The organism is Devosia sp. (genome assembly GCF_965229025.1).
GTDB lineage: Bacteria > Pseudomonadota > Alphaproteobacteria > Rhizobiales > Devosiaceae > Devosia_A.
In genome coordinates, this window is the sequence record NZ_OZ245853.1 from 1,977,827 (window position 1) to 1,989,939 (window position 12,113).

At 63.7% G+C, this 12,113-nt stretch carries 13 protein-coding genes; 1 reads left to right on the forward strand and 12 read right to left on the reverse strand.

Features of this window, described 5'->3' with window-relative positions; all coding sequences use genetic code 11:
• Nucleotides 1–2: 2 nt before the first annotated feature.
• The 9 genes from ACO06J_RS09785 to ACO06J_RS09825 all read right to left on the reverse strand — a co-directional run bounded on the left by ACO06J_RS09785 (nt 3) and on the right by ACO06J_RS09825 (nt 6,197).
• The gene (locus tag ACO06J_RS09785; protein ID WP_421760517.1) at nt 3–485 is read right to left on the reverse strand and encodes a GFA family protein; all 483 of its coding nucleotides are present in this window, start codon (nt 483–485) and stop codon (nt 3–5) included.
• Entirely contained in the window at nt 482–991 is a 510-nt protein-coding gene (locus ACO06J_RS09790) for a GFA family protein (protein WP_421760518.1), read from the reverse strand. Before ACO06J_RS09790 ends, ACO06J_RS09785 begins: the two co-directional genes overlap by 4 nt.
• Nucleotides 988–1,947, reverse strand: a complete 960-nt coding sequence (gene pip / locus ACO06J_RS09795) for a prolyl aminopeptidase (protein WP_421760519.1) — start codon at nt 1,945–1,947, stop codon at nt 988–990. The genes ACO06J_RS09790 and pip overlap by 4 nt, the downstream gene beginning before the upstream one ends.
• Nucleotides 1,944–2,432: a GFA family protein gene (locus ACO06J_RS09800; protein ID WP_421760520.1), complete on the reverse strand. Its 489-nt coding sequence runs from the start codon at nt 2,430–2,432 to the stop codon at nt 1,944–1,946. Before ACO06J_RS09800 ends, pip begins: the two co-directional genes overlap by 4 nt.
• A complete protein-coding gene (locus ACO06J_RS09805; protein WP_421760521.1) occupies nt 2,419–2,799 on the reverse strand; it encodes a VOC family protein in 381 nt (126 codons plus the stop codon). Before ACO06J_RS09805 ends, ACO06J_RS09800 begins: the two co-directional genes overlap by 14 nt.
• The gene (locus ACO06J_RS09810) at nt 2,796–3,533 is read right to left on the reverse strand and encodes an endonuclease domain-containing protein (RefSeq protein WP_421760522.1); all 738 of its coding nucleotides are present in this window, start codon (nt 3,531–3,533) and stop codon (nt 2,796–2,798) included. The genes ACO06J_RS09805 and ACO06J_RS09810 overlap by 4 nt, the downstream gene beginning before the upstream one ends.
• Nucleotides 3,515–4,969 carry a cysteine--tRNA ligase gene (cysS, locus tag ACO06J_RS09815; protein ID WP_421760523.1) on the reverse strand — a complete coding sequence of 485 codons (1,455 nt, stop codon included), beginning with the start codon at nt 4,967–4,969 and terminating at the stop codon, nt 3,515–3,517. The genes ACO06J_RS09810 and cysS overlap by 19 nt, the downstream gene beginning before the upstream one ends.
• A 222-nt stretch (nt 4,970–5,191) precedes the next feature.
• Nucleotides 5,192–5,593 (reverse strand): hypothetical protein, encoded by a 402-nt coding sequence (locus ACO06J_RS09820; protein ID WP_421760524.1) that lies wholly within the window; start codon nt 5,591–5,593, stop codon nt 5,192–5,194.
• A 136-nt stretch (nt 5,594–5,729) separates the two neighbouring features.
• On the reverse strand, nt 5,730–6,197 hold the full coding sequence (locus tag ACO06J_RS09825) for a c-type cytochrome (RefSeq protein WP_421760525.1): 468 nt from the start codon (nt 6,195–6,197) through the stop codon (nt 5,730–5,732).
• Nucleotides 6,198–6,484: 287 nt separating this feature from the next.
• Between ACO06J_RS09825 and ACO06J_RS09830 the strand changes: the two genes are divergently transcribed.
• Nucleotides 6,485–7,642 (forward strand): DUF2865 domain-containing protein, encoded by a 1,158-nt coding sequence (locus tag ACO06J_RS09830; protein ID WP_421760526.1) that lies wholly within the window; start codon nt 6,485–6,487, stop codon nt 7,640–7,642.
• Here ACO06J_RS09830 and ACO06J_RS09835 read toward each other — a convergent pair.
• From ACO06J_RS09835 to ACO06J_RS09845, 3 genes are all read right to left on the reverse strand, one after another.
• Complete coding sequence (locus ACO06J_RS09835; protein ID WP_421760527.1) at nt 7,587–8,912, reverse strand: glutamate--tRNA ligase; 1,326 nt, start codon at nt 8,910–8,912, stop codon at nt 7,587–7,589. The two genes, ACO06J_RS09830 and ACO06J_RS09835, sit on opposite strands and share 56 nt — an antisense overlap.
• 103 nt (nt 8,913–9,015) lie before the next feature.
• Nucleotides 9,016–10,731 (reverse strand): NAD+ synthase, encoded by a 1,716-nt coding sequence (locus tag ACO06J_RS09840; RefSeq protein WP_421760529.1) that lies wholly within the window; start codon nt 10,729–10,731, stop codon nt 9,016–9,018.
• Between the two features lie 91 nt (nt 10,732–10,822).
• Nucleotides 10,823–11,905 carry a hypothetical protein gene (locus ACO06J_RS09845; protein WP_421760531.1) on the reverse strand — a complete coding sequence of 361 codons (1,083 nt, stop codon included), beginning with the start codon at nt 11,903–11,905 and terminating at the stop codon, nt 10,823–10,825.
• Nucleotides 11,906–12,113 lie beyond the last annotated feature (208 nt).

Below are 12,113 nucleotides of genomic sequence, written 5' to 3' on the forward strand. Positions count from 1 at the left end.
ACTCAGTGACGGGGCGGCCATTCAGCCGTGTCGTGGTCGGGATGCTGGTGATTACTGGCGCGGATGGTGGCCGCGAGGTCTGGGGCCACGTCCTCGATCGGCGGGATGTTCGGAAGCTCGGCGAGGGCACCGACAAAGGCAAGATGTCCGGTCCAGCCGGCCTGCTCGGTCGGCGGATACGCCTCGGGATGGTCGAGCGACCCCATGGTGACGCTGATTCGCTTGCCGCCAACCCGCGCAAAGGTCAGCGGCGTGCCGCAGGTGGCGCAGAAGCCGCGCTCAACGCTGTCGGACGAGCGAAAGAGGTTCAGCGTGCCGCGGGTCACCTCGAAATTACCGCGGAAGCCGCCGGCGAAGGCGCCGAACAAGCCACCGGTCGCCTTCTGGCACATGCGGCAGTGACAGAGGCTAACTTCCTCAAACGGGAGACTAAAGCGGTAGCGGACGGCGCCGCACTGGCAGCCGCCGGTGGCAAACTCGCTCACGATCCACCCCCGTCGGTTGGCCAAGTTTCGGTGTCGTGATCGGGATGCTGGTGGCTGGTCTGACGGATGGCGGTCCACCAGGTCGGGTCGTTTGAGTCTTCGGTGGTGCCGACGACCTCGACGCTATCGAGCGCAACCAGCGAGGGGTGCTTGCCCTCCATGCCCATCTGGTAGAGCACGGGGATGAGGTGGGGCGTGTCGAAGGCGCCGATGGACATCGAGACGTGTTTGCCTTCGGTGTTATGGTAAAACAGCGAGGTGCCGCAGTCGCTGCAATAGCCGCGATCGACCTCTCCCGAGCTGCGGAAGCGCGCGGGGGTGCCGCGGGTCCACGTCAGGTGTTCGTAGCGGATGCCAACGAGCGCCGCGAACAGATTGCCGGTCGCCTTCTGGCACATGCGACAATAGCAAAGGTGCGGGTTGTCGACCAACTGGGTGGCGTGAAAGCGCACGGCGCCGCACTGGCAGCCGCCGGAATACTCGCGGAACCGGTAGTCTTCGTTCATTTAGCCCCTCCGGCAAAACGGTCCGTCGCTTCGATCAGGTGATGCAGAATGCCCGGCTGGCTCAGGGCATGGCCCTGCCCTTCCACCATGATGAACTCGGCCTCGGGCCAAGCGCGATGGAGATCCCACGCGGTCTGCGGCGGGCAGGCGATATCGTAGCGGCCCTGGACAATGACGCCAGGGATGTCGCGGAGCTTGTGCGCGTCGCGGATCAACTGGCCTTCCTCAAGCCACCCCTCATGGACGAAGTAGTGGTTTTCGATGCGGGCAAAGGCCAGCGCGAACTCTTCGCCATAAAAGGCGTCGCTGACCGAGGGATCGGGCAGCAGGGTGATAGTCTCACCCTCCCAGCGCGACCATTCGCGGGCGGCTTCGAGGCGGGTGGCGCGATCGTCGCTGATGAGGCGACGCCGATAGGCCGAGATCATATCGTGGCGTTCAGCTTCGGGGATGGGGGCGACGAACTTTTCCCACTTGTCGGGGAAAAGCAACGAGGCGCCGTGCTGGTAGTACCACTGGAGCTCCCAGCGGCGGAGCGCGAAGATGCCGCGCAGCACCAGTTCGGTGACGCGATCGGGGTGGGTCTGGGCGTAGGCGAGCGCCAGCGACGAGCCCCAGGAGCCGCCAAAGACCTGCCATTTGTCGACGCCGACCATGTCGCGCAGCCGCTCGATATCGGCAACGAGGTCCCAAGTGGTGTTGTGCTCAAGGCTGGCGAACGGGGTGGATTTGCCGCAGCCGCGCTGATCGAACAGCAGGACGTCATAGCGGGCCGGATCGAAGACGCGGCGCTGGTTGACCGATAGACCGCCGCCCGGCCCTCCGTGGAGGAACACCGCAGGCTTGGTACCCGGCGTGCCGATGCGTTCCCAATAGACCTGGTGGCCGTTGCCGACATCGAGGTGGCCGGAGGCGTAGGGTTCGATCTCGGGATAGTAGGTGCGAAGGGTGGTCACGCGGAAGCGCCTTTTGCGGGGGGCCAGGTTTCGGTGTCGTGGTCGGGGTGCTGGTGGCTGACGATCTTTGCAACGAACGCGTCGGCGCCGGGGGCTTCGCCCGGCCGGCGGGTAGGCAGCGCGGTGAGGCTGTCGAAAAAGCTGAGCTTGTCGTGCGGGTTGACCTGCAGGACCGGGGCAGCGCGTTCGGGGTCGTCCAGCGCGCCGATGGCGACTTCGACGGCGGGATCACCGTAGTCGTAGGCGAGCGGTGTGCCGCAGGCGGCGCAGAAGCCACGCCGGACCTGATCGGAGCTCTGAAACCAGGCCGGAGCGCCGCGGGTCCAGACGAGATCGTGCGCGGTGACCAAGGGGCCGAAGAAGCTGCCAAAAGCTTTCTGGCACATGCGGCAATGGCAGATCGAGGCACGGCCGAGACGGCCGACCCGGAAACGCACGGCGCCGCACTGGCAGCCGCCGGTCAGCGGCGCCTTACTCGGGGACATGGCAGACCGCCTCGATGTTGTGACCATCGGGATCGAGGACGAAGGCGGCGTAGTAGCTGGGGTGGTAGTGCGCGCGAAGGCCGGGGGCGCCGTTGTCGCGCCCGCCCGCTGCCATCGCTGCGGCATAGAAGGCGTCAACCTGGGCGCGGTTGTCGGCGCGCAAGGCGATATGCAAGCGCCCGGTCAGCGCTCCGCCGTCACCGATCCACAGGAAGGGCTGATCGGAACCGAGGCCGGCGACGTTGCCATCGGGGCCTTCGAACTTCATGTGCGTGGTGACACCAAGCGGCGCGAGCGCGGCTTGGTAGAAGGCGAGCGAGGTGGGGTAATCGGCGGTGGAGACGGAGATGTGGTCGAGGGTGGTCATGCTGATGCTCCGAGGTGCGATTGGCTATCCGTCCCCTCACCCGGCGCTGACGCGCCACCCTCTCGCTCAAGGGGAGAGGGAAGAACGGTGGGGTGAGATGGCGCCGCCTCATCCCTCTCCCCTTGAGGGAGAGGGTGCCCGAAGGGCGGGTGAGGGGAAGGCTGCAAAGCTTGCCAGATTGCTTCGAGCACGCCGTTGCGGTTCTTGGTCAAGTCGTTGTTCCAGAGGCGGAGGATGCGGTAGCCGTGCGCGCGAAGAACCGCATCGCGTTTCTCGTCGCGAAGGCTCTCGGCATGTTGGCTGCCGTCGAGTTCGATGATCAGCCGAGCCGAATGGCAGGCAAAGTCAGCGATGTACGGCCCGACAGGCACTTGCCGCCTGAATTTGTAACCGACCAGCCGGCGATCCCTAAGCAAATGCCAAAGCAACTCCTCGTGTGGGGTGGCGGCGGAGCGGAGCCGCTTTGCAAAGCTCCGTGTCTTCGCTTCCACCACTTTGCGCTGCGCTCTCGGCTGCCCCTTCTCCCCTTGTGGGAGAAGGTGGCGCGAAGCGCCGGATGAGGGGTCCGCGACGATTTCGTCGCGCGGCTCGAGCGTAGCGAGGGACGGCGGAGCGGGGGGAGACAACCCCTCATCCGCCCTTCGGGCACCTTCTCCCACAGGGGGAGAAGGCGATCGCGGAGGGGGCGGTGTTGTGGTCGCGTGGGGGTGGGGGGTCACCGCTTGACCTCCCATTTGGTCTGGCGCTGGCCGGATTCGTCCTTGTAGTCCATGAGCTGGATGCCCTGGGCGAGGAGGTCGTTGCGGATCTGGTCGGCTTTGGCGAAGTCGCGCGTGTTGAGGGCGGTTAGGCGGGCGGCGATGCTCTCCTGCACTTGCCCGTCGTCGGCCCCCGCTTGGCGGTCGAAAAGCAGTAGATCGTCGCGATCGATGAGGCTGGCATCCAGTAACCCCAACGCCATCATCCCTTCCCCCAGTGCGCGTGGGTTGGTTTTTGCGGCGGCTCGCAGATGAGAAATTGCGAGAGGAGCATTGAGATCGTCCGCCAAAGCGGCCCACACTTGCGGGGCTGCTTTGGAGGTTACGCCAGCGTCGAATGACACATCGCGAAGCGTCTCGTACCAGCCCATCAGTTCCTCTCTGGACGCGTCGAAGCGTTTCTCAGTCCAGTCGATGGGTTCGCGGTAGTGCGTCTGCAGCATCGAAAGACGCGCCGTCAGCCCATTCCAGGTGTGCCGAAGTTCGAAGTGGTCGCCGGGCACGGCGGTCAGAACAGGGACTTCTGTGCGCAAGACGTCATCGATGGTGATGAAGTTGCCGAGGCTCTTGCTCATCTTCTGGCCTTCGACCTGCAAAAAGCCGTTGTGTAGCCAGTAGTTGGCCATCACGAGGGTGCCGTGGGCGCAGCGGGATTGGGCGATTTCGTTTTCGTGGTGGGGGAAGATGAGGTCGAGGCCGCCGGCGTGGATGTCGAAGACCGGGCCGAGGTAGCGCTCGCTCATCGCCGAGCATTCGATGTGCCAGCCGGGGCGGCCGCGGCCCCAGGGGCTGTCCCAGCCGGGCTCTTCGGCCGAGGACTGTTTCCAGAGGACGAAATCGGCGGGGTTCTTCTTGTGGGCGTCGACGGCGATGCGGGCGCCGGCGAGATTTTCGTCGAGGTTGCGGCCGCTGAGCTTGCCGTAATCGGGCATGGAGCTGACGTCGAACAGCACTTCGCCGGCCGCCTCATAGGCGTGGCGGCTGCCGATCAGCGACGTGATCAGCGACTGCATCTGCGGGATGTTGTCGGTGGCACGCGGCTGGACAGTGGGCTCGAGTGCGCCCAGCGCGAGCGTATCCTTCTGGTACTGCGCGGCGGTGGTTTCGGTGACCTTGCGGATCGCCTCGTTCAGCGGCAGGCCGGGAAAATCGCGGACGGCGCGGGCGTTGATCTTGTCGTCGACGTCGGTGATGTTGCGCACGTAGGTGACGTGCTCGGCGCCATAAAGATGGCGCAGTAGGCGGAAGAGCAGATCGAAGACGATGACCGGGCGGGCGTTGCCGATGTGGGCGAAGTCATAAACGGTGGGGCCGCAGACATACATGCGCACATTGGCCGGATCGATGGGGGCGAAAACCTCCTTGGTCCGGGTCAGCGTGTTGTAGAGCCGCAATGAAGTCGTTTCGCCCAAAGCCCCAATTCCTTCGCGCACGTTGTTGAACGCTCGCGGCCGGTTCTTCGGGAATAAATTTTCAGGATGAAGAAAACCGCGCCGCCAGCAGATGCCTAGCGGATAATAATGCAGACCGAAATACAGATCGCGGTGCCGGTTTTCATGGGCGGCAATCTGACTGCAATGGCGCGGGAAATCAAGGGGCGAGCGCGGGGTTCCGCCGCGCTCGCCCCGGCTCGATTACTGAGCGGCGGGAGCGGCAGGCGCTGCCGGCATCAACGACTGGATCTCGGGGTTCGAAAAGCAGCTGGTGAGGCCATCGCGGGCCTTGTTCTCAAGGGCGGCGTAGTCGGTATAGGCCGCGTGAGTCTCTTCGGTCGACTCGCCGCGGAGATCGGCGGCAAGCATATCGACTTCGGGCTGGGTGAGAGGCGCGAAGGCGGTGACAATGCAGGCGCAAAGCGGGGTGAGGATGGTCGTGGGGTCGGTGCCCTCGGGGACTTCGCCGATCAGGAAGGTCTGCGCGCCAAGGCAGGCTTCGGAAAACTTGGTGAAATCGGCCGGGGTCTGCGCCGAAACGGGCGCCGAGAGGGCGATGGTGAGCGAGCCTGCCAGGATGGCAAGGGCGATGCGGAAGGTCATGTCAGGCTCTCCGAGGAGTGGGGGCGCCTCTGGCGCGGTGGGCCGCACCTAACCATATTTCCCCAGCGTGGCCAAACGCATTGAAACGAAAAAGGCGGCCCGAAAGCGGACCGCCCTTCACATTTTTGCCTGATACTTACTGGCCGCGGTAGGTCTGGTGGCACTCGCCGCAGGTGCCGCCGATAGTCTTCATGGCTACGCCGTAAGCTGCCGCATCACCCGCCGTCGCCGCGACCTTCATGGCCTTGGCGCCTTCTAAGGCCTTGGCGAATATGGCGTCGAATGCATCGACATTGTCCCAGATCGCCGGCAGGGCCTCGGAACCCGCCACGTCCTTGGTGTCGGCGGTGAAGTAGGCGGGGAAGTTGGTGAAATTCTTGATCAGGGTGTCGGCAGCGGCTTCAGCATCCGCGCCGGTGAGCTTGGCTGCGCCCTTGAGGATGCCGCCGTCTTCCTTCATGGCCGCCTGACGGGTCGCTACCTTCTGGTCGGGGGTCATGGTGGCGATGGCCGGATCGACAACCGCGTCCTGCGCCACTGCGATAGCCGCGACCGAAGCCAGGGAAAGGCCGGCGAGTGCAACGGCGAGAATTTTGAGACGCATCAAAGGCTCCGGTGGTTATTGACGATAGGGTCGGCGGCAGTTTTGCCAGCGTTTTCGCGAGGTTGGCAATCGATAGCTGAAACGTTAGCGGCATGATGTGAAAATGACATCGGCAATCGGGTCAAAATCGGCAACAGGATCTTCACAGCTGCGTTATCTCGTGTGGCAATCTGACGTGCCGATCGGAGAGGTGAGGCTGTGATAGCGTTGCGGACGAATCCTCGGCTTAGGACCTCGCTTTAGGCGCATTGGGGAGATAAGGGAGCTTGCAAATAGGGTTTCCGGCGATGGCTCGCGTCAACACATATGTACTGCAGGTGCTGATCCTCGCGCTCGCGGCGTTTGCCGGGGTGCTGGCGGATGTGACCACGGCCTATGCGCAGGCCAATAGCTGCGCGAGGCTGCAGGCGACATTGCAGACGCTGGAGCGCAACAACGATTTCCAGCAATCGAACGGCAACCGCGGCGACGCCAAGCGGATGCAACGGGACCTGCAACGCTCCGAGAGCTCGTATGTGCGGCAGGGCTGCAATGACGACGCCAAGGCGGGGCGGAAACTCAACGCGGAGTGCCGGGCACTCGCCAAGACCATCCTTCAGGGCCGCAAGGACCTCGAAAACGTCAGCAAGGCAGTCGATACGGCTGACGCCGTGTCGCAGCAGCGCGAAGCGGTTTTGCAGGAGATGGCGCGGTTTGACTGCGATGGCGGGTCGAGCGCCAATGTGAACCGCACCAGCCGGGGGAACCTCTTCGAGCAGTTGTTTGGGGCCATCAACGATGGGATCAACGGCGGCGCCGATGCCGAAGTGCGCGGCGACGAGTTCAACCCCTATGGCGACTATCACACTGTGCGCACGCTCTGCGTACGGAAATCGGACGGATTCTACTGGCCGATCAGCTATTCGACGTTGGTCGACTATGTGGGGAACGATGCCGAGCAGTGCCGGGCGCAATGCCCGAGCCTCGATGTGGACCTCTATTATTACGACAACCCCGGGCAGGAGCCGGCGCAGGCAGTCAACCAGTTTGGCGAAGGCTATTCATCGTTGCCTTCGGCGTTCAAGTTCCGCACCGAGTTCGACACGACGAGCAAGTGCGTGACGACGGAGAATGGCGGTGCAATTTCGCTGGCGCAGTTACCGGATGGGTCGACGCGCGCGATGATCGACTTCGAGGGCGCGACGTTTCCGTTGCCGGTGCGTGATCCGCGTGGGCGCACCACCAATATCATCCAGGCCCCAATCCAGGTCGCAGAGGCCTATGTCGATGTGCCGATGCCGCGCGTGCGTCCGGCGGCGCCCGGCGAGACGCCGAAGCCAGTAGCGGTGGTGACGGCGCCGGCAGCGACGGGGGCGCCGCAGCAGGTGGTGAGCATCGGCGGCAAACGCGTCAGGATAGTCGGGCCAGTGACGCCTTACGCCCAACCAGCGGCAACAGGGACCTAAGCTCTGGCCCCTGTTCACGGCCGGTGAGTGCGAGCCGCAGCGGGTGAAACAGCCCCCTGCCCTTGCGGCCCGTTTCTGACTTGAGGGCAGCGGTCCAGAGGTCCCAGGTGGAGAGATCCCAAGGCTCTGCGGGGAGCAGTTCGCCGGCCTTGGCGATGAACTCACGATCTTCGTCAGCGATCACCGAGGCGACAGGGCCGTCGATCAGGGTCTTGAGATCGGCGATGTCGTCGAAGCGCTTGAGGTTGCCGCGCAGGGCCAGCCAGACGGGTTCGGATGTGATGCCGAGCGCGGCTAGGCGCGATGCGGCGGTTTCGAACGGCATCTGGTGGAGAATGCGGGCGTTGAGACTATCGAGTTCCGCAGGATCGAAGCGGGCCGAGCCATGGGAGATCATGGAGAGCGTCAGCGCATTGCCGAGGCTCGCGAGGTCCGGATAGGGCTCGAGGGCGACGCTGGTGCCGGTGAGGGTGGCCATGATGGCGACGGCCATGGGCTCGTAACCGGCGACGCGAAGTTCTTCGAGGGAGAGCGAGCCGATGCGCTTGGAGAGGCCTTCGCCATCGGCACCAGTCAGGAGGTTGTGGTGCGCGAAAGCGGGCACGGTGCCGCCAAGCGCCTCGAATATCTCGATCTGGGTGCCGGTATTGGAGACGTGGTCTTCGCCGCGGATGACGTGGGTGATGGCGAGGTCGATGTCATCAACCACTGAGGGAAGCGTATAGAGATAGCTGCCATCGGCGCGGATCAGCACCGGATCGGACATCGAGGCGGTGTTGACGGTCTGGGGACCCTTGATCAGGTCGGTGAAGTGCACCGGCTTGCCATCGAGCTTGAAGCGCCAATGCGGTTTGCGCCCCTCGGCTTCGAGCTTCGCCTTGTCCTCCGCAGTCAGTTCGAGTGCGGTGCGATCATAGACGGGCGGGCGGCCGAGGAGACGGGCGCGGCCGCGCTTGATTTCGAGTTCTTCCTCGGTTTCGTAGGCGGGATAGAGCCGGCCGGAGGCAACGAGCTTGTCGCGCGCCGCATCGTAGAGCGCGGTGCGGTCGGACTGGCGGACCTTGAGGTCGGGGGTGACGCCGAGCCAGGTGAGGTCGGTTTCGATGCCCTTTGCGAAGCCTTCGGTTGAGCGGGCGGTGTCGGTGTCATCGAGGCGGAGCACATAGGTGCCGCCATTGGCCTTGGCGAAGAGCCAGTTGATGAGGGCCGGGCGCGCGTTACCGAGATGGAGCTTGCCGGTGGGGGATGGGGCGTAGCGGACGGTGATCATGGGCACTCTCTTTTATCGAGTGTGCTGCACACCCCCTCCCGGCCTCCCCCGTCAAGGGGGAGGTGCTGATCGCGTTTGTGGCGGGTGGTGGCGACACCCACTCTCATTCGAGACCCTTGCTATTGATCGTGCCAACGGCCTCAACCTTCGTATGTTCGTCGCGATAGCCGTTGGTGATGGGGTAGCGGCGGCCGAGGCCGAAGGCTTTACGGGTGATCTTGACGCCGGGGGCGGACTGGCGGCGCTTGTATTCGGCGATGTTGAGGAGCTTTTCGATGCGCTTGACCAGCGCGAGATCGAAGCGCCCCGCACCCTTTGCCACAACTTCAGCGACCGACAGTTCCTGCTCGACCAGACCGACGAGGATTTCGTCGAGGATCGGATAGGGCGGGAGCGAGTCCTGATCCTTCTGGTTGGGGCGGAGCTCGGCGGTCGGCGCCTTGTCGATGATATTCTGGGTAATGACTTCGCCATCTGGACCAAGGCAATCTGCCGGGCGGTGCTTGTTGCGCCAGTCGGCCAGTTCGTAGACACGCATTTTGAGCATGTCCTTGATCGGGTTGAAGCCGCCGTTCATGTCGCCATAGATGGTGGCGTAGCCGACGGCCATCTCGGACTTGTTGCCGGTGGTGAGGAGGAGCGAGCCGAGCTTGTTGGAGACCGCCATCAGGTAAACGCCGCGCATGCGCGACTGGATGTTTTCTTCAGTGAGATCGAGCGGCCGGTTGCCGAACACCGGCTGAAGTTCGGCAAGGGCAGCCTCCACCGGGTCGCCAATCGAAACCACGTCGTAGCGCACGCCGAGGCGCTTGGCGCAATCGTGCGCGTCGGCAAGGCTCTCGGGCGAGGTGTAGCGGTAGGGCAGCATGAGGCAGTGCACATTGTCGGCGCCGATGGCATCGACGGCCATGGCGGCGACCACTGCGCTGTCGATGCCGCCCGAAAGGCCCAGCACCACGGTCTTGAAGCCGTTCTTTTTCACATAGTCGCGCAGGCCCATGACACAGGCGCGCCACGGTGCTTCATCGACCGAGGAGAGCGGGGCGACATGGGGGTCGCTGCAGCGCCAGCCGTCGGCAGTGCGCGCCCAGTTCGACATCAGCAGTTCCGGCTCAAAGCTCTTGGCCTGGACTACCAGCCGGCCGCCGGGCTCCATAGCAAAGCTCGCGCCGTCATATACCAGTTCATCCTGGCCGCCGACCTGGTTGAGGTAGAGCAGCGGCACGTTGTCCTCGGCGACGCGGTCCTTGACCAGCTTGTAGCGGGTGGCCTGCTTGTTGCGCCAATAGGGCGAGCCGTTGGGGCAGAGCAGGATGCGTGCGCCGTTGTTGACCAGATGGGCGCAAACGTCGGGGTGCCAGACGTCCTCGCAAATCGGAATGCCGATCGAAATGCCCTTGATGGTCACGGGCTCCTGCAGGTCGGCGCGCTCGAAGTAGCGCTTCTCGTAAAAGATGTCGTCGTTGGGCAGTTCACGCTTGTAGCGACGGGCGGTGATGCCGCCGTTCTCGCAGACCAGCGCGGCGTTAAAGAGCTTTCCGTCTTCTCGCCAGACGGTGGGCAGAATAGCTGTGACGGTGGTGCCGGCAGTGGCGCTCGCGAAGTCCTCGGCGGCGGCCATCGCGTCGGCGACAAAGCGCGGTTTGAACAGCAGGTCGTCGGGGAAATAGCCGGTGAGAAACAGCTCGGAAAACAGCAGAATATCAGCGCCCTGCCCGGCTGCATCGGCCAGCGTCTGTTTCGCCAGTGCCAGATTTTGCGCGATGGCGCCCACGGTCGGGTTGAGCTGCGCGAGGGCGATGCGAAGACGGTCTGTCACTGGAAAAATCCGCGTCGGGAGAACGCGGCAAGACTTATCCGCTCACCCCGGTGAGGGCAAGCGGACAGCCGGTCGCGGCAAAACGCGAAGATCAGAACTTGTAGGTCATCTCGGCGAGGAGGCCGTAGCGGAAAAGCGAGAAGGGTGTGGCCGTGTCGATATAGCCCTGGTTGCTGACCGTCGGCGGCGTGTCGTAGTTCGGCGCCGCGGTGACGTCGCTGTCGCTGGGGTCGGTCAGTGTGATTGCGGAGTATCTCTGATCCGCCGTGCCCTGGACATACCAGGCGCGCCCACCAATGCGGAACGTCAGGTTTTCGACTGGTGTGATGCCCAGCATGACTTCGCCCGCAGCGCCATAGCCCCAGCCATCAATGGTGGTTTCGGACGATTTGACGAAACTGTAGTTGCCGAGCGGCGTAGTCGTCGACGGATCAAAGCCGGAGCCGCCGAGGATGCCGTGGATCGAGGCGTAAGGGATCGCTGCGGCTTCTGCCGTGATGTCGAACATGCCACCGAGTTCAGCGCGACCGGAGACGCCCATGCGCAGCATGTGGAGATCGAGATTGTTATCGGCGCTGTCAAACGGCAGGAAGACTTCGCCGGTGCTGGGATCGTAGGACACATCTTCCGCAGACTTTGCGGTGGTGAAATTGGAGCGGCTCGTGCGGGGCGAGTCGTTCCAGTATTGGTAGCCAGCGAACACCCCTACTCCCGATCCCTGACCATCGCCAAAGGCGTTCCAGCCAAAATCGGCACCGACGTAGCCGATCTTGCCATCGGAAATGGTCGCGTCGGTGTGGTCCGCGTCGGTGTAGGTGCCGTTGATGGCGGCGGAGTAACCGATCTTGGATGTGATGTAGGTGCGGCTGGCGTCGTCGTCGATCCGAAGGTGGAGCTCGACCAGAGACGCCTTGTCGTTGTTCTCGAAGTCGGCGCCGAACGATTGAAAGTTCTGCTTGCCCATCGAATACCAGTAGCGAATGCCGGTTTCGAGATGGACGCCATCGGAGGGATCGCCGAGTCCCGACCAATCCTTGGGCTCGTCGGAGTAAGAGCCGCGGAAACCACCGCTGTCGTCGGTATCCTCGGCCCAGTCGGCTGCGAGGACCGGGGTGCCGAGCGCCGCCAGGACAATGGCGAGGCTGGTGGCAAGGCGTGGGGCCAGGATGGACATAGGGAACTCCGCAAAACAAACGCGTGTGAGACACTATTCATGCCCCGTTAGGGTTAATGTTCCGCTAAACGCAGTTGCTGGATGCAAATGCAATCGGAGCTTTCCGTTGCTGCAGCCGCCGACCCTCCACGTTCCGGTAACTATGGCAGCGGTTCGCCAAGGTCTCGGCTGGTATGCGTAAAATTGGTGCAACCATCGGCGCGCTAGA

What these genes read in the sequence shown, in the direction of transcription:
- ACO06J_RS09790 (WP_421760518.1), bottom strand. Translation starts at nt 991, where the DNA reads ATGAACGAAGACTACCGGTTCCGCGAGTATTCCGGCGGCTGCCAGTGC.
- ACO06J_RS09845 (WP_421760531.1), bottom strand. Translation starts at nt 11,905, where the DNA reads ATGTCCATCCTGGCCCCACGCCTTGCCACCAGCCTCGCCATTGTCCTG.
- ACO06J_RS09835 (WP_421760527.1), bottom strand. Translation starts at nt 8,912, where the DNA reads ATGATCACCGTCCGCTACGCCCCATCCCCCACCGGCAAGCTCCATCTC.
- ACO06J_RS09810 (WP_421760522.1), bottom strand. Translation starts at nt 3,533, where the DNA reads ATGGGAGGTCAAGCGGTGACCCCCCACCCCCACGCGACCACAACACCG.
- ACO06J_RS09825 (WP_421760525.1), bottom strand. Translation starts at nt 6,197, where the DNA reads ATGCGTCTCAAAATTCTCGCCGTTGCACTCGCCGGCCTTTCCCTGGCT.
- ACO06J_RS09830 (WP_421760526.1), top strand. Translation starts at nt 6,485, where the DNA reads ATGGCTCGCGTCAACACATATGTACTGCAGGTGCTGATCCTCGCGCTC.
- ACO06J_RS09800 (WP_421760520.1), bottom strand. Translation starts at nt 2,432, where the DNA reads ATGTCCCCGAGTAAGGCGCCGCTGACCGGCGGCTGCCAGTGCGGCGCC.
- ACO06J_RS09805 (WP_421760521.1), bottom strand. Translation starts at nt 2,799, where the DNA reads ATGACCACCCTCGACCACATCTCCGTCTCCACCGCCGATTACCCCACC.
- ACO06J_RS09820 (WP_421760524.1), bottom strand. Translation starts at nt 5,593, where the DNA reads ATGACCTTCCGCATCGCCCTTGCCATCCTGGCAGGCTCGCTCACCATC.